Origin of the sequence: Klebsiella sp. RHBSTW-00484 (assembly GCF_013705725.1) — a bacterium.
Classification (GTDB): domain Bacteria; phylum Pseudomonadota; class Gammaproteobacteria; order Enterobacterales; family Enterobacteriaceae; genus Klebsiella.
On the sequence record NZ_CP055481.1, the window covers coordinates 6,081,977 to 6,104,007 of the forward strand.

The 22,031-nt window shown below is 52.3% G+C and carries 14 protein-coding genes, 4 tRNA genes, 3 rRNA genes, 1 pseudogene and 1 riboswitch; of the genes and pseudogenes, 4 read left to right on the plus strand and 18 right to left on the minus strand.

What is annotated here, in order from left to right; genetic code table 11:
• Positions 1 to 2: 2 nt before the first annotated feature.
• From ilvD to ilvL, 5 genes are all read right to left on the minus strand, one after another.
• Complete coding sequence (ilvD, locus tag HV213_RS28615; RefSeq protein WP_110276908.1) at positions 3 to 1,853, minus strand: dihydroxy-acid dehydratase; 1,851 nt, start codon at positions 1,851 to 1,853, stop codon at positions 3 to 5.
• A gap of 61 nt (positions 1,854 to 1,914) precedes the next feature.
• On the minus strand, positions 1,915 to 2,844 hold the full coding sequence (locus HV213_RS28620; RefSeq protein ID WP_181484182.1) for a branched-chain amino acid transaminase: 930 nt from the start codon (positions 2,842 to 2,844) through the stop codon (positions 1,915 to 1,917).
• 17 nt (positions 2,845 to 2,861) lie between these two features.
• On the minus strand, positions 2,862 to 3,119 hold the full coding sequence (gene ilvM, locus HV213_RS28625) for an acetolactate synthase 2 small subunit (protein WP_110276910.1): 258 nt from the start codon (positions 3,117 to 3,119) through the stop codon (positions 2,862 to 2,864).
• On the minus strand, positions 3,116 to 4,762 hold the full coding sequence (ilvG, locus tag HV213_RS28630; protein ID WP_181484183.1) for an acetolactate synthase 2 catalytic subunit: 1,647 nt from the start codon (positions 4,760 to 4,762) through the stop codon (positions 3,116 to 3,118). The genes ilvM and ilvG overlap by 4 nt, the downstream gene beginning before the upstream one ends.
• Before the next feature lie 139 nt (positions 4,763 to 4,901).
• Positions 4,902 to 5,000, minus strand: coding sequence for an ilv operon leader peptide (gene ilvL, locus HV213_RS28635; RefSeq protein ID WP_001311244.1), 99 nt, complete (start codon positions 4,998 to 5,000; stop codon positions 4,902 to 4,904).
• 351 nt (positions 5,001 to 5,351) lie between these two features.
• On the opposite strand from ilvL, the gene HV213_RS28640 reads away from it, so the two are divergent.
• Positions 5,352 to 6,872: a YifB family Mg chelatase-like AAA ATPase gene (locus HV213_RS28640; RefSeq protein ID WP_181484184.1), complete on the plus strand. Its 1,521-nt coding sequence runs from the start codon at positions 5,352 to 5,354 to the stop codon at positions 6,870 to 6,872.
• Between the two features lie 24 nt (positions 6,873 to 6,896).
• Here HV213_RS28640 and HV213_RS28645 read toward each other — a convergent pair whose 3' ends face one another.
• Positions 6,897 to 7,235, minus strand: coding sequence for a MaoP family protein (locus HV213_RS28645; protein ID WP_110276913.1), 339 nt, complete (start codon positions 7,233 to 7,235; stop codon positions 6,897 to 6,899).
• 118 nt (positions 7,236 to 7,353) lie between these two features.
• On the opposite strand from HV213_RS28645, the gene hdfR reads away from it, so the two are divergent.
• On the plus strand, positions 7,354 to 8,175 hold the full coding sequence (hdfR, locus tag HV213_RS28650; protein ID WP_181484185.1) for an HTH-type transcriptional regulator HdfR: 822 nt from the start codon (positions 7,354 to 7,356) through the stop codon (positions 8,173 to 8,175).
• A 92-nt stretch (positions 8,176 to 8,267) separates the two neighbouring features.
• Here the strand turns inward: hdfR and HV213_RS28655 are convergent.
• The 9 genes from HV213_RS28655 to btuB all read right to left on the minus strand — a co-directional run bounded on the left by HV213_RS28655 (position 8,268) and on the right by btuB (position 16,865).
• Positions 8,268 to 8,343, minus strand: a tRNA-Trp gene (locus HV213_RS28655).
• A 53-nt stretch (positions 8,344 to 8,396) separates the two neighbouring features.
• Positions 8,397 to 8,473 (minus strand) — tRNA-Asp (locus tag HV213_RS28660).
• Between the two features lie 56 nt (positions 8,474 to 8,529).
• A 5S ribosomal RNA gene (rrf, locus tag HV213_RS28665) occupies positions 8,530 to 8,645 on the minus strand.
• Positions 8,646 to 8,843: 198 nt separating this feature from the next.
• Positions 8,844 to 11,752 (minus strand): 23S ribosomal RNA (locus tag HV213_RS28670).
• A gap of 206 nt (positions 11,753 to 11,958) precedes the next feature.
• Positions 11,959 to 12,034: transfer RNA gene (locus tag HV213_RS28675), tRNA-Ala, on the minus strand.
• A 109-nt stretch (positions 12,035 to 12,143) separates the two neighbouring features.
• Positions 12,144 to 12,220, minus strand: a tRNA-Ile gene (locus HV213_RS28680).
• 71 nt (positions 12,221 to 12,291) lie between these two features.
• A 16S ribosomal RNA gene (locus tag HV213_RS28685) occupies positions 12,292 to 13,831 on the minus strand.
• Together the 16S, 23S and 5S rRNA genes with 4 tRNA genes alongside form the textbook arrangement of a ribosomal RNA operon.
• 381 nt (positions 13,832 to 14,212) lie before the next feature.
• Positions 14,213 to 15,064 carry a glutamate racemase gene (murI, locus tag HV213_RS28690; protein ID WP_181484186.1) on the minus strand — a complete coding sequence of 284 codons (852 nt, stop codon included), beginning with the start codon at positions 15,062 to 15,064 and terminating at the stop codon, positions 14,213 to 14,215.
• Positions 15,009 to 16,865, minus strand: a complete 1,857-nt coding sequence (btuB, locus tag HV213_RS28695; protein WP_181484187.1) for a TonB-dependent vitamin B12 receptor BtuB — start codon at positions 16,863 to 16,865, stop codon at positions 15,009 to 15,011. The genes murI and btuB overlap by 56 nt, the downstream gene beginning before the upstream one ends.
• Before the next feature lie 67 nt (positions 16,866 to 16,932).
• A riboswitch (cobalamin riboswitch) is annotated at positions 16,933 to 17,114 on the minus strand.
• Between the two features lie 116 nt (positions 17,115 to 17,230).
• On the opposite strand from btuB, the gene trmA reads away from it, so the two are divergent.
• Positions 17,231 to 18,331 (plus strand): tRNA (uridine(54)-C5)-methyltransferase TrmA, encoded by a 1,101-nt coding sequence (gene trmA, locus HV213_RS28700; RefSeq protein ID WP_181484188.1) that lies wholly within the window; start codon positions 17,231 to 17,233, stop codon positions 18,329 to 18,331.
• A 48-nt stretch (positions 18,332 to 18,379) separates the two neighbouring features.
• Here trmA and HV213_RS28705 read toward each other — a convergent pair whose 3' ends face one another.
• On the minus strand, positions 18,380 to 18,739 hold the full coding sequence (locus tag HV213_RS28705) for a YijD family membrane protein (RefSeq protein WP_181484189.1): 360 nt from the start codon (positions 18,737 to 18,739) through the stop codon (positions 18,380 to 18,382).
• A 15-nt stretch (positions 18,740 to 18,754) separates the two neighbouring features.
• Positions 18,755 to 19,389: pseudogene (fabR, locus tag HV213_RS28710) on the minus strand (HTH-type transcriptional repressor FabR).
• A 196-nt stretch (positions 19,390 to 19,585) separates the two neighbouring features.
• Here fabR and sthA point away from each other — a divergent pair.
• Entirely contained in the window at positions 19,586 to 20,986 is a 1,401-nt protein-coding gene (sthA, locus tag HV213_RS28715; protein ID WP_181484190.1) for a Si-specific NAD(P)(+) transhydrogenase, read from the plus strand.
• Here sthA and oxyR read toward each other — a convergent pair.
• Positions 20,969 to 21,886: a DNA-binding transcriptional regulator OxyR gene (gene oxyR, locus HV213_RS28720; RefSeq protein ID WP_181484191.1), complete on the minus strand. Its 918-nt coding sequence runs from the start codon at positions 21,884 to 21,886 to the stop codon at positions 20,969 to 20,971. The two genes, sthA and oxyR, sit on opposite strands and share 18 nt — an antisense overlap.
• Positions 21,887 to 22,031 lie beyond the last annotated feature (145 nt).

The following is a 22,031-nucleotide window of genomic DNA, read 5'->3' on the forward strand; positions in this document are numbered from 1 at the left end:
CATTAACCCCCAAGTTTTGATTTATCACGCACTGCGCCTTTGTCAGCACTGGTTGCCAGACTGGCATAGGCGCGAAGGGCGAAGGAAACCTGACGTTCACGAGCTTTCGGTGTCCAGGCTTTATCGCCGCGGGCTTCCTGCGCTTCACGGCGTGCTGCAATCTCAGCATCGCTCAGTTGCAACTGAATGCCACGATTCGGGATGTCGATAGCAATCATGTCGCCATCTTCAATAATGGCGATATTGCCGCCACTGGCCGCTTCCGGTGAAACGTGGCCAATAGACAGACCCGATGTGCCGCCAGAGAAACGACCGTCGGTGATTAGCGCACAGGCTTTGCCCAGCCCCATAGATTTCAGGAAGGTCGTCGGATAGAGCATTTCCTGCATGCCTGGCCCGCCTTTCGGCCCTTCATAGCGAATCACCACCACGTCGCCAGCCACCACTTTACCGCCAAGAATCGCTTCGACCGCGTCGTCCTGGCTCTCATACACTTTAGCCGGGCCGGTAAATTTCAGAATGCTGTCATCAACGCCGGCGGTTTTAACGATGCAGCCGTTCTCCGCAAAGTTACCGTACAGCACTGCCAGACCACCGTCTTTGCTGTAGGCATGTTCCAGCGAGCGGATACAGCCTTCGGCACGATCGTCATCCAGCGTATCCCAGCGACAGTTCTGCGAAAACGCCTGAGTGGTACGTACACCCGCAGGGCCAGCACGGAACATCTCTTTCACCGCTTCGTCTTTCGTCAGCATGACATCATAGCGATCGAGGGTTTGCGGCAAGGTCAGGCCAAGGACGTTTTTCACATCACGATTCAACAGCCCGGCACGATCCAGCTCGCCCAAAATACCCAGCACGCCGCCTGCACGGTGGACGTCTTCCATATGATACTTCTGGGTGCTTGGGGCGACTTTGCACAGTTGCGGCACGTTACGGGACAGCTTGTCGATATCCGTCATGGTGAAGTCGATTTCAGCTTCCTGCGCCGCCGCCAGCAGATGCAGTACGGTGTTGGTAGAGCCGCCCATGGCGATATCCAGGGTCATCGCGTTTTCGAACGCCGCTTTGCTGGCAATATTACGCGGCAGCGCGGAGGTATCATCCTGTTCGTAATAACGCTTGGTCAGCTCAACGATGCGTGAGCCCGCATTCAGGAACAACTGCTTACGATCGGCGTGGGTCGCCAACAGCGAACCGTTGCCCGGCTGCGACAGGCCCAGCGCTTCGGTCAGGCAGTTCATGGAGTTGGCCGTGAACATCCCCGAGCAAGAGCCGCAGGTCGGGCAGGCAGAACGTTCGACCTGGTCGCTTTGGTCATCGGAGACTTTCGGGTCAGCGCCCTGAATCATGGCATCAACCAGATCGAGTTTAATGATCTGATCGGAAAGTTTGGTTTTCCCCGCTTCCATCGGGCCGCCAGAAACGAAAATCACCGGAATGTTCAGGCGCAGAGACGCCATTAGCATCCCCGGGGTGATTTTATCGCAGTTGGAGATACAGACCATGGCATCGGCGCAGTGTGCGTTAACCATGTACTCCACCGAGTCGGCGATCAGCTCGCGGGATGGCAGTGAATAAAGCATACCCCCGTGGCCCATGGCGATCCCATCATCCACGGCAATGGTGTTAAATTCTTTGGCGACGCCGCCAGAGGCTTCAATTTGCTCCGCAACCAGCTTACCAAGATCGCGCAGGTGAACGTGGCCAGGCACGAACTGGGTGAAGGAGTTAACGACGGCGATAATCGGCTTGCCGAAATCGGCGTCGGTCATTCCAGTGGCGCGCCACAGCGCGCGGGCACCCGCCATATTGCGGCCGTGAGTGGTTGTGGCGGAACGGTACTTAGGCATGCTTTAGTTACTCCCAATTTCTGTTAAATGGGGCGTTGCGTGTCGCCCCATCTTTTTATGCTTATTGATTAACCTGATCCAGCCAGCCCCATTTATCCTCGGTTTCACCGGTGAAGAGGCCAAAGAATGCTTGCTGAATACGTTTGGTGATCGGGCCGCAGCGGCCTTCGCCGACCTGAATACCATCGACGCTACGTACCGGCGTGATTTCAGCGGCAGTACCGGACATGAAGACTTCGTCAGCCAGATACAAGGATTCACGAGACAATACCTGCTCGCGCACTTCAAGGCCCAGATCTTTCGCCAGCTTGATGATAGCGTCGCGAGTGATCCCAGGCAGCGCAGAAGAGGTGAACGGCGGAGTAAACAACACGCCATCTTTTACTTCAAACAGGTTTTCACCTGCACCTTCAGAGATGTAGCCGTTGACGTCCAGCGCGATCCCTTCCTGATAGCCATGACGGCGCGCTTCGCTGCCGACCAATAGAGAAGAGAGGTAGTTACCGCCTGCTTTTGCCGCTGTTGGGATAGTATTTGGTGCAGCACGATTCCAGGAAGAAACCATCGCATCGATCCCCTGATCTAGCGCTTCGGCACCCAGATAGGCACCCCACGGGAACGCCGCGATGATCACGTCAGTGGTGTAGCCGTCTGGTGGGTTAACGCCCATGCCAACATCACCAACAAAGACCAGCGGACGGATATAGGCGCTGGTCAGATTATTTTTGCGCAGCACTTCACGGCAGGCTTCCATTAGTTCATCAACGCTCTGAGAGACCGGGAAACGATAGATTTTGGCGGAGTCACGCAGGCGCTGCATGTGCTCGCGATGACGAAATACTACCGGGCCCTTGTGTGAATCGTAGCAGCGGATGCCTTCGAATACAGAAGTGCCGTAGTGCAGCGCGTGGGACATGACATGTACCTTCGCATCTTCCCAACGTACCATCTCACCGTTGAACCAGATGTAGTCCGCTTTTTTCGTCGTCATTTCTTTTCCTTTTGCGCTCAGGCGCGAATTTGTTGTGATGTAGGTTGCTGGATCTCGACGCAGGCAACGTCGATCAGTTTGCTTAATTGACTAAACAGTAATTCGACGGGCCGCTGGCTGGCAACGGTCAACTCGATATTAATATTCCGGGCGTCGGCAGCCGTTTCCATATTCATGGCGCAAATCTGGAATCCGCGATGGCGCACTACGCGCAGCACACGTTCTAAAGTTTCTGGGTTAGAGCGAGCCTGTAAAGCGACTTGATGTTGCATCATGATAATTTCTCCAGCATTTCTGCGTTACTGGCACCGGGCGGCACCAACGGCCAGACGTTCTCAAGTTCATCGATTGAGACATGAAGCAGATAAGGCCCCTGGCTCGAAAGCATGGTGTCGAGTGCCGCTTCAACCTGGTCTTTACGGGTGATGTGTTGACCAGGGATGCCGAAGGCGCTGGCCAGAGTAAGGAAATCGGGGTTATCAGTCAGAGTGGTTTCGCTATAACGTTCCTGGAAAAACAGCTGCTGCCATTGGCGAACCATCCCTAAACGCTGGTTGTCCAGCAGCACAATCTTCAGCGGCAACTGTTTACGTTTTACGGTGCCCAGCTCCTGCACGTTCATCATGAAAGAGCCGTCACCGGAGATGCAGATAACCGTATCATCCGGACGAGCCACCTGCGCGCCAACCGCTGCGGGTAAGCCGAAGCCCATCGTGCCCAAACCGCTGGAGGTAATGAAGTTTTCAGGACGTGTGTAGGACATATGCTGCGCTGACCACATCTGATGCTGACCCACATCGGTGGTGACCACGCAATTCGCTGGCTTGCGATCGGAAAGCTGCTTCAACAACAGCGGGGCGTAGATAGCATCGCCAGGATGGTCGTAGCGCCAGGCATGCTCAGTACGCAAATCAGCATTACGTTGACGCCAAGTATCGATGGACAGCGGCTGCTGCAGTGCTGGCAGCATCGCATTCAGATCGCCCGTCAGGCCAATATGCACCTGACGAAGCTTGTTCAATTCAGCCGGGTCGATATCCATATGGATTACCTTGGCATGCGGCGCAAAGGTATTCAGCTTGCCAGTCACGCGATCGTCAAAACGCGCGCCCACTGCGATCAGTAGATCGCACTCCTGTACCGCCAGGTTAGCCGCTTTAGTACCGTGCATTCCCAGCATACCCAAATAGTACGGATAATCGGCGTCCACAACACCCAAACCTTTCAGGGTACTGGTCGCTGGCATTCGCGTCACGGCTAGAAATTCACGTAACGCGGGTACCGCCTGCGCCATACCCACGCCGCCGCCAACGTATAACATCGGCTTCTGGGACTGAGCCAACATCTGCAAAGCGTATTCGATATCCGCATATGGGAAGTCAACATCATCAGCTACCATGGAGAAATGCGGGTCGAGATCACCCTGAGCCAGCTGGATATCTTTTGGAATATCGACCAATACCGGGCCTGGACGCCCTGAGTTTGCTACATAGAAAGCTTCAGCGATTACCCGCGGCAGTTCTTCCAGCGACTGCACCAGGAAACTGTGTTTAGTGCAAGCCAGTGATAAGCCAAGAACGTCCACTTCCTGAAATGCGTCCGTACCAATGAACGGAGCAGAAACCTGGCCGGTGATAGCAACAATAGGAACAGAGTCGAGCAGTGCGTCTGCAAGGCCGGTTATCAAGTTTGTGGCGCCGGGACCAGAGGTGGCGATACACACCCCAGTTTTTCCGGTAGCACGGGCATAGCCGATGGCCGCCATCGCCGCCCCTTGTTCATGTCGGCACAGTAAGTGTTCCACGCCGCCGTCATACAACGCATCGTAAACCGGCATAATTGCGCCACCTGGATAGCCAAATACCGTGTCGACTCCCTGTGCTCGCAAAGCATGTACAACCCACCGTGCTCCATTCATAGTTACTTCCCCGTCATAGATCGAGAGAAACAGAACATTATGCTACTCATCATCATCTGCTCCTCACTTCTGTTTTTAAGTTATAAAAAAACCCCCGGACCTTTCGGTGCGGGGGTCTTAGTTCGTTAAGGCTTGTTTTTTAAGCCTTTCCTCGTCCAAGTGCAGCCCCGCACGGTGGGATAATAATCACCACCACGCTAATCACGACCAGGCTAATCACTCGTAGAAGGGCTGTCATTTTATGTTCTTTCTGGCTTCATGTTCGAAGGAATACCTAAAGAGGTACCACAGACATCACATTAAACACAAGATTTTTTTATGACTGAGTTTATTACCCTGCTAACCATTTCTGAGAAGATAATTGTTTTTAATAAGAAAAATATGAAATGAAAATATTTCAATTTGTGGAGCATACCACAGCACTTTCTCATACCGCTGACCCACGATTGCCTTCTGCGAGTCAGTTTCCAAAAATGCCTGAAGCGTAACAACTGGCAGTGAATCGACTGGAAGGAGGCATCTAAAATTCAATATTGCTGGATTACTCAGCAAAAAATCCCCGACATAATTCCTGCTATCAGGAGGTTTTATGTCACTTGCCATAGTTTACACACGCGCTGCTCTCGGGATCGGTGCTCCGCTTATCACGATTGAAGTGCATATCAGCAACGGGCTCCCTGGCCTGACGATGGTGGGACTTCCCGAAACAACGGTTAGAGAAGCCCGTGACCGAGTGCGTAGTGCAATTATTAACAGCGGCTACACCTGGCCTGCAAAGAAAATCACCATCAATCTGGCGCCAGCCGATCTGCCAAAAGAAGGGGGACGATACGATTTACCTATCGCTCTCGCGCTTCTGGTGGCATCAGAGCAGTTAAATGCTACCAAGTTGAATCAATATGAGTTTGTCGGTGAATTGGCGCTTACAGGCGCCCTACGTGGCGTTCCTGGGGCTATATCCAGCGCGATGGAAGCAATAAAGGCGGGTCGAAAAATAATTGTCTCTGACGAGAATGCTACGGAAGTTGGCTTAATCGGCGGTAGCGACTGCCTTATTTCCGGACATCTACAGGAGGTCTGTGCTTTTCTCGAAGGAATAAACCCTCTGAATTTTCCTATCCAGGAAGGAGAATGTTCGAATGAGACATTAGTGGACCTTCGTGATGTCATTGGTCAACAGCAAGGGAAGCGTGCGCTGGAAATCATCGCTGCAGGTGGCCATAACTTGCTGATGATAGGCCCGCCAGGCACTGGTAAAACGATGCTCGCCAGTCGTCTACCGGGTCTGCTGCCGCCGCTGAGTAACCAGGAGGCGCTGGAAAGCGCAGCGATACTTAGTCTGGTCAATTCCAGCCATGCAACGAAACAGTGGCGTTGTAGGCCGTTCCGCGCCCCACATCACAGTGCATCTCTTGCCGCCATGGTGGGCGGAGGGTCAATCCCCGCGCCAGGGGAGATTTCCCTTGCCCATAATGGGATTCTGTTCCTTGATGAGCTACCCGAGTTTGAACGTAGGGTACTGGATGCATTGCGAGAGCCAATTGAGTCAGGGATAATTCATATTTCTCGTACCCGCGCAAAAATCGATTATCCAGCGCGTTTCCAACTCATCGCCGCAATGAACCCTAGCCCGACAGGGCATTATCAAGGCCAGCATAATCGTACATCACCAGAACAGATTCTGCGTTACCTGGGGCGTTTATCCGGCCCCTTTCTTGACCGCTTTGATCTCTCACTGGAAATCCCACTCCCGCCACCGGGGGTATTAAGTCAGGGTACAAACGAAGAAGAGGGCAGCGCCAGCGTACGGCTGCGGGTTTTGGCGGCACGCGAAAGGCAGTTATCCCGACAGAAGAAACTTAATGCGCACCTGGGAAATAACGAAATGAAAGTCTGGTGTCAGCTACATAAAGACGATGCTATGTGGCTGGAGCAGACCTTGTCGCAACTTGGACTCTCGATACGAGCCTGGCAGCGTCTACTCAAAGTTGCCCGAACCATTGCCGATCTTGAGCAGGTGGAACACATCAAACGCTATCATTTGCAGGAAGCCCTCGGCTATCGAGCTATAGACAGGATGTTGCTCCATCTACAAAAACTAATGGCATAAAAAAAGGGCTTACGCCCTTTTTTCTTAATCATCGCTTTCTGTGTAATCTTCCGTACCTTCCACCTGCGGTTTCCCGCCGGACAGAGTATGAAAACGTTTTGGACGCTTAATACGCGCCATATACTTAATCCAGACGCGTTCTATCTCAGTTGCTGGCTCACGTTCGCCGCGACATACCGAAACAAACTGTTTTTCATCTTCGGTAACGGGCTCGCGTTTACCCAATTCGAGTTCATTAAAGGCATAACCATGACGTTCCAGCAGTTGCGCCTCTTTGATGGTGAAATCTCCATGACGGGAAAACCCGCGCGGATAATTTTTATTGTCGAAAAAACGATTAGTTGTCGTAAAGCTTTCCGCCATCCTACACGCTCCTGATTCTTTGGCCGAGCTATTTATGGCGCGGAGTATTAGTTACGCTTGACAGAGCGTCAAACAAAACATTTAAATCATCACGACAAATAATTTTGTGGAGAAGAGTGTGGATACGGAATTGCTCAAGACTTTCCTTGAGGTGAGCAGAACTCGTCACTTTGGCCGGGCTGCGGAGGCGCTTTATCTGACACAGTCAGCAGTTAGCTTTCGTATTCGCCAGTTGGAGAACCAGCTGGGTGTGAATCTTTTCACCCGTCATCGTAACAACATCCGCCTGACTCCAGCTGGAGAAAAACTGCTGCCCTATGCTGAAACCCTGATGAATACCTGGCAGGCCGCGCGTAAGGAGGTCGCAAATTCTTCCCGGCATAATGAATTTTCGATAGGTGCCAGTGCTTCTCTTTGGGAGTGCCTACTCAATGAATGGCTTGGGAAGCTCTACACTGAGCCCTATAACCTGCAGTTTGAGGCGCGGATTGCACAGCGGCAATCGCTGGTCAAACAGCTGCACGAGCGCCAGCTTGATCTGCTGATCACGACAGAATCGCCGAAGATGGATGAACTAAGCAGCCAGTTACTTGGCAACTTTACACTCGCGCTTTATTGCACATCGCCGACTAAAAACAAAAATGAATTGAATTATCTACGCCTGGAATGGGGACCTGATTTTCAACAAAATGAAGTAGGATTGATCGGTAATGACGATATACCTCTGCTAACGACCAGTTCTGCAGAATTAGCCTACCGGCAACTCAGTGCGCTCAAGGGATGCACATGGCTGCCAGTACGGTGGGCACAGGAGAAAATCGGCTTGTATACGGTTACGGATAGCGTGACGCTTTCACGCCCTCTTTATGCAATTTGGCTACAAAACAGCGATAAGCAGACGCAGATTCGCGAGATCCTGAAAAGCAGTATTTTAGGATAAGATCAATCCTCCATGGATGGGGGATATGAGGAATAATAACGAGGAAAATTAAAGACAAAAAAAATCCTTTGCCTAAGCAAAGGATTATTATATGGCAGGGGCGGAGAGACTCGAACTCGCGACACCCGGTTTTGGAGACCGGTGCTCTACCAACTGAGCTACGCCCCTAAATTTTCTTATCATTAAGCCTGCTAGATTAGCAGGCTTAATTTTCTAATAAGTGGCGGAACGGACGGGACTCGAACCCGCGACCCCCTGCGTGACAGGCAGGTATTCTAACCGACTGAACTACCGCTCCACCGAATTTCTTTACAACCACCGGTTTAATGCCCCGGTTTCACTTGCTAATTTGATGCCTGGCAGTTCCCTACTCTCACATGGGGAGACCCCACACTACCATCGGCGCTACGGCGTTTCACTTCTGAGTTCGGCATGGGGTCAGGTGGGACCACCGCGCTGTCGCCGCCAGGCAAATTCTTTGTGCTCAGTACGCAATTCTTTATCGCATCAGCCGCGTTGCCCGCGCTCGTAAAGTCAGTCACATACTTCAGTATGCTCCTTCCTTTCCATCGCTTGTCGCCTTGCTGCTGCGTAAATTATTGCCTACTCAACTCTGAATCTAAGCTGAAAATCTTCTCTCAATTCCGCCAAAACATCTTCGGCGTTGTAAGGTTAAGCCTCACGGTTCATTAGTACCGGTTAGCTCAACGTATCGCTACGCTTACACACCCGGCCTATCAACGTCATCGTCTTTAACGTTCCTTCAGGACTCTCAGGGAGTCAGGGAGAACTCATCTCGGGGCAAGTTTCGTGCTTAGATGCTTTCAGCACTTATCTCTTCCGCATTTAGCTACCGGGCAATGCCATTGGCATGACAACCCGAACACCAGTGATGCGTCCACTCCGGTCCTCTCGTACTAGGAGCAGCCCCCCTCAATTCTCCAGCGCCCACGGCAGATAGGGACCGAACTGTCTCACGACGTTCTAAACCCAGCTCGCGTACCACTTTAAATGGCGAACAGCCATACCCTTGGGACCTACTTCAGCCCCAGGATGTGATGAGCCGACATCGAGGTGCCAAACACCGCCGTCGATATGAACTCTTGGGCGGTATCAGCCTGTTATCCCCGGAGTACCTTTTATCCGTTGAGCGATGGCCCTTCCATTCAGAACCACCGGATCACTATGACCTGCTTTCGCACCTGCTCGCGCCGTCACGCTCGCAGTCAAGCTAGCTTATGCCATTGCACTAACCTCCTGATGTCCGACCAGGATTAGCTAACCTTCGTGCTCCTCCGTTACTCTTTAGGAGGAGACCGCCCCAGTCAAACTACCCACCAGACACTGTCCGCAACCCGGATCACGGGTCCACGTTAGAACACCAGCCATTAAAGGGTGGTATTTCAAGGTTGGCTCCATGCAGACTGGCGTCCACACTTCAAAGCCTCCCACCTATCCTACACATCAAGGACCAGTGTTCAGTGTCAAGCTATAGTAAAGGTTCACGGGGTCTTTCCGTCTTGCCGCGGGTACACTGCATCTTCACAGCGAGTTCAATTTCACTGAGTCTCGGGTGGAGACAGCCTGGCCATCATTACGCCATTCGTGCAGGTCGGAACTTACCCGACAAGGAATTTCGCTACCTTAGGACCGTTATAGTTACGGCCGCCGTTTACCGGGGCTTCGATCAAGAGCTTCTCCTTACGGATAACCCCATCAATTAACCTTCCGGCACCGGGCAGGCGTCACACCGTATACGTCCACTTTCGTGTTTGCACAGTGCTGTGTTTTTAATAAACAGTTGCAGCCAGCTGGTATCTTCGACTGAGTTCAGCTCCGTGAGCAAGTCACTTCACCTACCATCAGCGTGCCTTCTCCCGAAGTTACGGCACCATTTTGCCTAGTTCCTTCACCCGAGTTCTCTCAAGCGCCTTGGTATTCTCTACCTGACCACCTGTGTCGGTTTGGGGTACGATTTGATGTTACCTGATGCTTAGAGGCTTTTCCTGGAAGCAGGGCATTTGTTACTTCAGCACCGTAGTGCCTCGTCATCACACCTCAGCGTTGAATGACGTTCCGGATTTACCTGGAACATCCGCCTACATGCTTAAACCGGGACAACCGTCGCCCGGCTAACATAGCCTTCTCCGTCCCCCCTTCGCAGTAACACCGAGTACAGGAATATTAACCTGTTTCCCATCGACTACGCCTTTCGGCCTCGCCTTAGGGGTCGACTCACCCTGCCCCGATTAACGTTGGACAGGAACCCTTGGTCTTCCGGCGAGCGGGCTTTTCACCCGCTTTATCGTTACTTATGTCAGCATTCGCACTTCTGATACCTCCAGCAGCCCTCACAGGCCACCTTCAACGGCTTACAGAACGCTCCCCTACCCAACAACGCATAAGCGTCGCTGCCGCAGCTTCGGTGCATGGTTTAGCCCCGTTACATCTTCCGCGCAGGCCGACTCGACCAGTGAGCTATTACGCTTTCTTTAAATGATGGCTGCTTCTAAGCCAACATCCTGGCTGTCTGTGCCTTCCCACATCGTTTCCCACTTAACCATGACTTTGGGACCTTAGCTGGCGGTCTGGGTTGTTTCCCTCTTCACGACGGACGTTAGCACCCGCCGTGTGTCTCCCGTGATAACATTCTTCGGTATTCGTAGTTTGCATCGGGTTGGTAAGTCGGGATGACCCCCTAGCCGAAACAGTGCTCTACCCCCGAAGATGAGTTCACGAGGCGCTACCTAAATAGCTTTCGGGGAGAACCAGCTATCTCCCGGTTTGATTGGCCTTTCACCCCCAGCCACAAGTCATCCGCTAATTTTTCAACATTAGTCGGTTCGGTCCTCCAGTTAGTGTTACCCAACCTTCAACCTGCCCATGGCTAGATCACCGGGTTTCGGGTCTATACCCTGCAACTTAACGCCCAGTTAAGACTCGGTTTCCCTGCGGCTCCCCTATACGGTTAACCTTGCTACAGAATATAAGTCGCTGACCCATTATACAAAAGGTACGCAGTCACCCCATTAAAGAGGCTCCTACTGCTTGTACGTACACGGTTTCAGGTTCTGTTTCACTCCCCTCGCCGGGGTTCTTTTCGCCTTTCCCTCACGGTACTGGTTCACTATCGGTCAGTCAGGAGTATTTAGCCTTGGAGGATGGTCCCCCCATATTCAGACAGGATACCACGTGTCCCGCCCTACTCTTCGAGTTCACAGCCTGTGTGTTTTTGTGTACGGGAGTATCACCCTGTACCCTGCGACTTTCCAGACGCTTCCACTAACACACAAACTGATTCAGACTCTGGGCTCCTCCCCGTTCGCTCGCCGCTACTGGGGGAATCTCGGTTGATTTCTTTTCCTCGGGGTACTTAGATGTTTCAGTTCCCCCGGTTCGCTTCGTTAAGCTATGTATTCACTTAACGATAGTGTGTCGGAACACACTGGGTTTCCCCATTCGGAAATCGTCGGTTATAACGGTTCATATCACCTTACCGACGCTTATCGCAGATTAGCACGTCCTTCATCGCCTCTGACTGCCAGGGCATCCACCGTGTACGCTTAGTCGCTTAACCTCACAACCCGAAGATGTTTCGTAAAACACTTCGTGCTGCAAAAATTTGAGAGACTCGAACACACTGTCATTCTGTTCTTATTACGGAGAACAGACACAGTGTGTCGTTTCAATTTTCAGCTTGATCCAGATTTTTAAAGAGCAAAACTTCGCAGTGCACCTTTTCAGGTACACTCTGAAGTTTTCTTATTTTTTGCAGTAAAAGGATGGTGGAGCTATGCGGGATCGAACCGCAGACCTCCTGCGTGCAAGGCAGGCGCTCTCCCAGCTGAGCTATAACCCCATCGTAAAAACTTATCTCTGTACCGCTAATTCTTGTTGAGGCAAGGCGTGGTGACACGAAGCATACTGAAGTATGTGAGTGTCGCCGCAACGCAACATCAGCAAGAATTTGGTAGGCCTGAGTGGACTTGAACCACCGACCTCACCCTTATCAGGGGTGCGCTCTAACCACCTGAGCTACAAGCCTGCAGAGATTTTTTACTGCTAATTTTTCATCAGACAATCTGTGTGAGCACTACAAAGGCAGGTTCTTTAAGGTAAGGAGGTGATCCAACCGCAGGTTCCCCTACGGTTACCTTGTTACGACTTCACCCCAGTCATGAATCACAAAGTGGTAAGCGCCCTCCCGAAGGTTAAGCTACCTACTTCTTTTGCAACCCACTCCCATGGTGTGACGGGCGGTGTGTACAAGGCCCGGGAACGTATTCACCGTGGCATTCTGATCCACGATTACTAGCGATTCCGACTTCACGGAGTCGAGTTGCAGACTCCGATCCGGACTACGACATACTTTATGAGGTCCGCTTGCTCTCGCGAGGTCGCTTCTCTTTGTATATGCCATTGTAGCACGTGTGTAGCCCTACTCGTAAGGGCCATGATGACTTGACGTCATCCCCACCTTCCTCCAGTTTATCACTGGCAGTCTCCTTTGAGTTCCCGGCCGGACCGCTGGCAACAAAGGATAAGGGTTGCGCTCGTTGCGGGACTTAACCCAACATTTCACAACACGAGCTGACGACAGCCATGCAGCACCTGTCTCAGAGTTCCCGAAGGCACCAAAGCATCTCTGCTAAGTTCTCTGGATGTCAAGAGTAGGTAAGGTTCTTCGCGTTGCATCGAATTAAACCACATGCTCCACCGCTTGTGCGGGCCCCCGTCAATTCATTTGAGTTTTAACCTTGCGGCCGTACTCCCCAGGCGGTCGACTTAACGCGTTAGCTCCGGAAGCCACTCCTCAAGGGAACAACCTCCAAGTCGACATCGTTTACAGCGTGGACTACCAGGGTATCTAATCCTGTTTGCTCCCCACGCTTTCGCACCTGAGCGTCAGTCTTTGTCCAGGGGGCCGCCTTCGCCACCGGTATTCCTCCAGATCTCTACGCATTTCACCGCTACACCTGGAATTCTACCCCCCTCTACAAGACTCTAGCCTGCCAGTTTCGAATGCAGTTCCCAGGTTGAGCCCGGGGATTTCACATCCGACTTGACAGACCGCCTGCGTGCGCTTTACGCCCAGTAATTCCGATTAACGCTTGCACCCTCCGTATTACCGCGGCTGCTGGCACGGAGTTAGCCGGTGCTTCTTCTGCGAGTAACGTCAATGAATGCGGTTATTAACCACATCCCCTTCCTCCTCGCTGAAAGTACTTTACAACCCGAAGGCCTTCTTCATACACGCGGCATGGCTGCATCAGGCTTGCGCCCATTGTGCAATATTCCCCACTGCTGCCTCCCGTAGGAGTCTGGACCGTGTCTCAGTTCCAGTGTGGCTGGTCATCCTCTCAGACCAGCTAGGGATCGTCGCCTTGGTGAGCCGTTACCTCACCAACAAGCTAATCCCATCTGGGCACATCTGATGGCAAGAGGCCCGAAGGTCCCCCTCTTTGGTCTTGCGACGTTATGCGGTATTAGCTACCGTTTCCAGTAGTTATCCCCCTCCATCAGGCAGTTTCCCAGACATTACTCACCCGTCCGCCACTCGTCACCCGAGAGCAAGCTCTCTGTGCTACCGTTCGACTTGCATGTGTTAGGCCTGCCGCCAGCGTTCAATCTGAGCCATGATCAAACTCTTCAATTTAAGTTTGATGCTCGTGAATTAAACTTCGTAATGAATTACGTATGTTCACTCAGAGACTTGGTATTCATTTTTCGTCTTGCGACGTTAAGAATCCATGTCACTTTGAGTGCCCACACAGATTGTCTGATAAATTGTTAAAGAGCAGTGCAACGCGGCTTTCGCTCACCGTTGCGAGGTCCCGTATAATACGTTTTCCTCATTCAGAGTCAAGCGTTTAATTTCGCTTTTCTCTGCCGGCGTTCATCGCTGAACCCCGCTAACCCGGCGGCCTGTAAGCCGTTGTTCCGTGTCAGTGGTGGCGCATTATAGGGAGTTCTGAGAAGTTGACAAGCCCTGTTTTCAAAAAATCTTTTAACCGTCTCTTTTTTGCGCAAAACACCCTTAGAGCGGCAGTTTTTCCAGCGATTCGAAGCCATAGCGCCGCAGAACGGATAAAAGTTGTTCAGTTTCTGCCGTCAACGCCATGCAGTACGCAATATTCGCATCACTAGATTTTGCATCCGGCGCTTCATGCTCCAGCAGCCAGGCCGTTCGACGCGCAATGGCCGCACCGGAGTCGATCATTCTCGTCCCCTGAGGCAGAACTTGTTGCAACTCGTCATGTAATAGAGGGAAGTGCGTACAGCCCAGCACAACAGTATCTGGAGGTTCCTGCATCCTCAGCCAGGGCCGCAGGATACGACGCAGCTCATCCAGCGGGACTGGCTCACCATGCAGTTTAGCTTCCGCCAGTTCCACCAACTCCGCCGACCCCAGCATCTCGATCCGGCACTCATTAGCAAAGCGGGCAATAAGTTCGCGTGTATAAGGACGCTTTACCGTCCCGCGCGTTGCCAGCAGACCCACAATACCATTCGCCGTCAAGCGTGCTGCCGGTTTTATTGCCGGGACAACACCAACGACAGGAAATGCGAATTTATCGCGCAGTGCGGGGAGGGAAACGGTACTTGCGGTATTACAGGCAATAACGGCCAGCGCCAGCGGGTAATGCTGCTGAACAGCGGTCACGATCTCAAGGACTCGTTCAACAATAAACTCTTCGCTTTTCTCACCGTATGGAAAAGCGACGTTATCGAAAGCGTAGATGTAATGGAGTTCCGGCAGGAGATGCCGAATCTCATTATATACCGACAACCCACCGACGCCGGAATCAAACACCAGCACGGTGGGACGTGGTTTAGAAGGTGTAGCTGCCAGACAAGGTGTATTCCCGTCCTGCAGTTGGGTAGCCATATGCTGTCTCGTAATCTTTATCGAACAGGTTGGCTATTTTACCACGAACTGTCAGGTGTGAGGTGACAGGATATGACAATCCGACATCCCATAGGCTTACGCCACCCAGTTTAACATCACGGCTGTTGTCATAATCGTTATCGTAACGCTGACCGATATACTGATACATCACGTTCCAACCCAGATCGTAGACCTGTCCCGTCAGTTCATACTTCGCCTGTTGCTTAGCGCGACGATAAAGCACTTTATCTGTTTCATCATCACGCGGGTCGACATACTGCAACGTCAGGTGATGTTCGACTGGGCCGGTCGTGATATTACCCGTCCACTCTACACCTTTAATCGTGGCTGACTTCACGTTAACGTATTGATTGTTTTTGTAATCTATCAGGTTTTGAATTTCGTAATGGTATGCCGACAAGCGCCAATCCAGCGGCCCCGTTAGTCCATCAATTCCCGCTTCCCACTGTTTAGACTCTTCCGGCTTCAGATCCGGGTTAGCTGCGATACCAGGGCCGTAAGAGGAGGCAAAGCGCGTCGCCCCATACTGCTGACCCAGCGACGGAGCCAGGAAACCTGTACCGTAGGAGAGCGTTGCTCGATAACCTTCAACAAACTCCCAGCCCGCCGCCGTCTGCCAGGTACCGTGCCAGCCGAACTGCTCATCGTGATCTTCGCGGCCCGATGCTTCCAGGGTGACGCTATCAATCTGCTGCTGCCCAGTCAGATAAAGCCCGGTAGTGTCGCGTTTGTAGCTATCCGACAGCGTCGTGCTGCTTGAGAATAGTTTTTCCTGTTTCCAGTCAACGCCACCGCTAATTGCACCATGCCCAACCTCAACACTATTCCCCCACTGGATATAACGCTGTTCCATATCGTCGAGCGTCGCATCACCCGCATAGCGGCCGAGGTCATTGCTGTAGTTGTAACTTTTAAGATGCTGATAGTTCGCAATCAGTTGAGAGGAATAGATGCCAGAGTTGTAGCGCAGACCGGTATCCCATGACTGGTTGTAGTTCTGCACTTCATCATTACCGCCCACATAGCCATACCCGCCCTGATCGTAGTCACTGTTCGCGGTATAACCGTAGCCACGGAAGAAACCGGAGAAGCTATCGCCAAACTTATGCTGTACGCCCCCCCAGAACATCTTGTTGCGGTAGCCATCACGATCGCTATCACCACTATAGGTGGAGTTCGGCTGGACGTTAAAACCTTTTGTTGTCTGGTACGAACCGGCGGCCGTGACGAGGGTATCGCCAAAGCGCTTATTCATCGCACCATCGTAGGTCTGATAGCCGTTGCTGCCCACACCCGCATTAATCTGCGAACGCTCTTCGTCACTCATGGTAATGATGTTGACCACACCACCAATCGCCCCGGAACCGTAAACAGCAGAACGCGGCCCGCGGATATACTCAACACGCTGCACCAGGGATACCGGGATCTGGCCAATATCAATGCCATTCGTTATGCCAGCACGCGCCATTGGCACACCATCAATCAGCACCAGAACATGACGCCCTTCCGTGCCGCGAACGTAGAGAGAAGAGCTGCTCCCCATCCCGCCGGTCTGCGAAATATCCACCCCCGGCAGGCGACGCATCACATCATTAAGATCTTTTGACTGCCAGCGCTGAATATCTTCCCGCGTAACAACATCCGTTGGCGCAAGGACCGTGTTGACCGGCTGTTGAAAACGGTTTGCCGTCACCACTAACGTATCTGAATTGCTGTCTTGCGCCCAGCCGGAAAATGCCGTGACGGAGAGGGCCGTCATCAGCGAAGCCTTTTTAATCATTTTAAAAGCATCCGTAATATGCAGAGGATGCCGCCGGCTACTATCAGTAGTACGCGATGATAGAAACCAAATGCGACGTGTTCCGGCAGGTCTTCGGGCTTGGGGTGTGTTATGGATGAAGACTTCCCGCTAAACCACCGCAGTGTCTGCATAATGCGCTCATCCCACTGTTCCTTACCGCTGCGCGTCAGCTCCAGATTTACACTGGATTCCCTATTAACACATAGGACCGGTAACATGATGCTATAATTAGAAACATATAGATGTCCAGACTTCTATCGTTATATTTCTGAATATCATCAGGGCTGGACATCCCCGACACTTTCCCTACAATCCCCGCGTACTTATTTTATTCAGGATGCATCATGACCCCCGAACACCTTCCTACCGAACAATATGAAGCGCAGCTGGCAGAAAAAGTCGTCCGTTTGCAGAAAATGATGGCCCCTTTTGCCACCCCGGTTCCGGAAGTGTTTCGTTCACCGGTCAGCCACTATCGTATGCGCGCAGAATTCCGCATCTGGCACGATGGCGATGACCTGTACCACATCATGTTTGATCCGCAGACCAAATCCCGTATTCGCGTCGATACCTTCCCGACGGCCAGCGAACTGATTAATCAGCTGATGACCGCCGTAATTGAGGGCGTGCGCGACAATCCGGTGCTACGCCATAAGCTGTTCCAGGTCGATTATCTGACCACGATGAGCAATCAGGCCATCGTGTCGCTGCTGTACCATAAAAAGCTCGACGACGAGTGGCGTCAGCAAGCAGAAATCTTCCGCGATGCGCTACGCGCGCAAAATCTGAACATGCATCTGATTGGCCGCGCGACTAAGACAAAAATCGAGCTGGATCAGGACTATATAGATGAGCGTCTGCCGGTCTGCGGGCGTGAAATGGTCTATCGCCAGGTTGAGAATAGCTTCACCCAGCCAAACGCGGCGATGAACATTCAGATGCTGGAATGGGCGGTCGAATCAACTAAAGGCGCAACCGGTGATTTGCTTGAGCTGTACTGCGGTAACGGCAACTTTTCTCTGGCGCTGGCGCGGAATTTCGAACGCGTGCTGGCAACGGAAATTGCCAAACCGTCCGTGGCGGCGGCGCAATACAACATTGCGGCTAACCATATTGATAACGTGCAGATTATCCGTATGGCGGCAGAAGAGTTCACCCAGGCGATGAACGGCGTGCGGGAGTTTAACCGTCTGCAAGGCATTGATCTGAAAAGCTATCAGTGTGAGACGATTTTTGTCGATCCACCGCGCAGCGGGCTGGATAGTGAAACGGAGAAAATGGTACAAGCCTATCCGCAGATTTTGTATATCTCCTGCAATCCAGAAACCTTATGCAAGAACCTGGAAACGCTCAACGAGACGCACGAAGTCACACGCCTGGCGCTGTTCGATCAGTTCCCATATACCCATCATATGGAATGCGGCGTACTGTTAACGAAGAAGTAGATGTCAGTAACCCGGCAACATCATGGTTGCCGGGAAAATTCAGCAGAATTACTCCGCAACCGCACTCTTACGGTTACGCACCTTGTAGCCGATCCAGAACACCATAATCACCGACAGTACGGCCGGGAAGAAGTTAGAACCGATGTCCGGATATTCCGCACGCACCACGGTGCTATAAAGCAGCACGCCAAGAATGAAACACGCAGCGGCCAGCCCCGGTAACCCCACGGGCATACTGCGGTTTTGATAGCGCTGATGCAGACAGTAAACCGTCAGCACTAACGATAAAATCGGGAAAACAGAAAATGAGACTACTGAGCTGAACAGCGCAGCGAAGGTTCCATTAATGGATAACCCTGCGATAAGCGCCAGCAGCAGCGTACCTTTATCTTGAACTGAGTGTTTCATTGCTCGTCCTTCACGTTATTCGGAATGATTTGATTTTTTTCTTGTTCACGGCGATACCAATAATACGCGCCTTTCGAGATCATTCTGAGCTGGAGTACCAGTCGCTCTTCAAGCTGTCGACGCAATTCCGGGCTTACATCCAGAGCCTCGGCGCCAGCGCTAAATACGATGGTGACCATAGCTTCAGCCTGCGCTTCAGTAAAGGCGCGCGGCATGTGGTTTTCGATTTCTAAATAGTCAGCAAGTTCCGCGATAAAATGCTGAATTTCGCGGGCGACTGCGGCACGAAACGCGGCGGACGTACCGGAGCGCTCACGCAACAGCAGACGGAAGGCATTTGGGTTATTGCCGATGAACTCCATAAAGGTAGAAACAGAAGTGCGAATCACACTGCCGCCTTTAGCAATACGCTGTCGCGCCTGGCGCATCAGCTGGCGTAGCATAAGCCCGCTTTCATCTACCATCGTCAGACCGAGTTCATCGACGTCACGAAAATGTCGATAGAAGGACGTCGGGGCAATCCCCGCTTCCCGCGCAACTTCACGCAGGCTCAAGCTGGCAAAACTCCGTTCAGCACTTAGCTGGCTAAATGCGGCTTCCACCAGCGAACGCCGGGTTTTTTCTTTTTGTTGCGCTCTTACGCCCATCACGTTGTCTGAATCCTTCCAAAGGCCCTGACGGCACTATACCAGAGATTAGAACTAATCGGTTTACACTGGATTGTGAATGATTGTTTACGAGCTGTTTCTGCTTTTATGACGCAAAAAAGCACAACGATAATTGGGTTAAAGCCCACCGAATGTTATCATCGTGTTTATTTTATGTATAAAACAGGTGAGTAATGCCATGCCACACTCTTGGGATTATGATGCAATTGTGATTGGTTCAGGCCCTGGCGGAGAAGGTGCTGCTATGGGGCTGGTGAAACAGGGAGCACGCGTTGCCGTCATTGAGCGCTACCATAACGTCGGCGGCGGTTGTACCCACTGGGGCACCATCCCATCGAAAGCCCTCCGCCATGCCGTTAGCCGTATTATCGAATTTAACCAGAACCCTCTCTACAGCGACCATTCCCGTCTTCTTCGTTCTTCCTTCGCCGACATTCTGAACCATGCCGACAGCGTCATTAACCAGCAAACCCACATGCGTCAGGGTTTCTATGAGCGCAACCACTGTGAAATACTGCAGGGCAATGCGCACTTTGTCGATGAACACACGCTTGCGCTTGAATGCCATGACGGCACCGTTGAAACGGTCACGGCGGAAAAATTCGTCATTGCCTGCGGTTCACGTCCCTACCACCCTGCGGATGTCGATTTCTCACACCCGCGCGTTTATGACAGCGATTCGATCCTCAGCCTGCACCATGAACCACGGCATGTGATCATCTATGGCGCCGGAGTGATCGGCTGCGAATATGCATCGATCTTCCGCGGTATGGAAGTCAAAGTCGATCTGATCAACACCCGCGATCGCCTGCTGGCGTTCCTCGATCAAGAAATGTCCGACTCGCTCTCCTATCACTTCTGGAACAGCGGCGTGGTGATTCGTCACAATGAAGAGTACGAGAAAATTGAAGGTGTTGACGACGGCGTCATCATGCATCTGAAATCCGGCAAAAAGTTGAAAGCGGACTGCCTGCTGTATGCCAACGGCCGCACCGGGAATACCGACTCGCTGGCGCTGGAAAACATCGGCCTGCAAACCGATAGCCGCGGTCAGTTGAAGGTCAACAGTATGTATCAAACCGCCCTGCCGCATATTTATGCCGTAGGCGATGTGATTGGCTATCCGAGCCTGGCATCCGCCGCTTACGATCAGGGGCGTATCGCTGCCCAGGCGCTGGTCAAAGGTGAAGCCTCCGCGCATTTAATTGAAGATATCCCTACCGGGATTTACACCATTCCGGAAATCAGCTCCGTCGGCAAAACCGAACAGCAGCTCACGTCCATGAAGGTGCCTTATGAGGTGGGACGCGCGCAGTTCAAACATCTGGCGCGAGCGCAAATTGTCGGCATGAGCGTTGGGACGCTAAAGATCCTGTTTCATCGCGAGACGAAAGAGATCCTCGGCATTCATTGCTTTGGCGAGCGCGCGGCAGAAATTATTCACATAGGCCAGGCGATTATGGAGCAGAAAGGTGGTGGTAACACCATTGAGTACTTCGTTAACACCACCTTTAACTACCCGACAATGGCAGAAGCCTATCGGGTAGCCGCGTTGAATGGCTTAAACCGCCTGTTTTAACGCTGTATCAAAATGGCCATCCATCTTACCGCGGATGGCCTCCGCCAGATGTTCATAGCGGCTACGCAGCGGCGAACCAGGACGATAAACCAGCCCGACGGTACGCCGTGGTTCCGGCTTAATGCACGGTACATAGACGACACCATCGCGTTTTCTTTCCTGCGGCACGGCAAGGGCAGGCAGCAGGGTTATACCGCTACCGGCAGCAACCATGTTACGCAGCGTTTCGAGACTGGTCGCCCGAAAATGGGTATCTTCATCAGCACCAGCTTCAAAACAAAAACCCATCGCCTGATCGCGCAGACAGTGACCATCTTCCAGCATCAGCAGCTTTTCCCCAGCCAGTTCCGACATCGGCACACGGTCACGGTTCGCCCATGGGTGATCTTCGTAGATAGCCAGCAGCATCGGCTCATCAAATAGCGGTACCTCAATAAAGGCTTCGCTCTCTTTGACCAATGCCAGAATCGCGCAGTCGAGCTTACCGCTGTCGAGTTGCGCCAGCAGCTGATGGGTTTGCGCTTCATGCAGATACATTTCCAGCTTTGGAAAGGTCTGGTGCAGCATCGGGATAATCAGTGGCAACAGATAAGGCCCAATTGTCGGGATCAGGCCAATATGCAGCGGCCCGGACATGGACTCTCCCTGTTGGCTTGCCATTTCCTTGAGCACTTTGACTTCGCGTAACACAGTACGCGCCTGGTCCACCAGCAACAGCCCGGCCTGGGTGAACAGAACCTTACGACTGGTGCGCTCCAGCAACATGACGCCAAGCTCATCCTCCAGCTTACGGATTTGTCCGCTGAGAGTGGGTTGGCTAACGTGGCAGGAGTCTGCCGCACGCCGGAATTGGCGATGTTCGGCTAGCGCTACCAGGTATTCAAGATCGCGAATATTCATTATTCATCCTCCATTGCCACGATAGTCCATGGCGATAGATAGAATAGCAATGAACGATTATCCCTATCAAGGATTCTGTTCAATAATAAACCCAGAAACGAGGCAAACCTCTGAAATTCATTGAGCTGCCTCATAGATTCTCTAC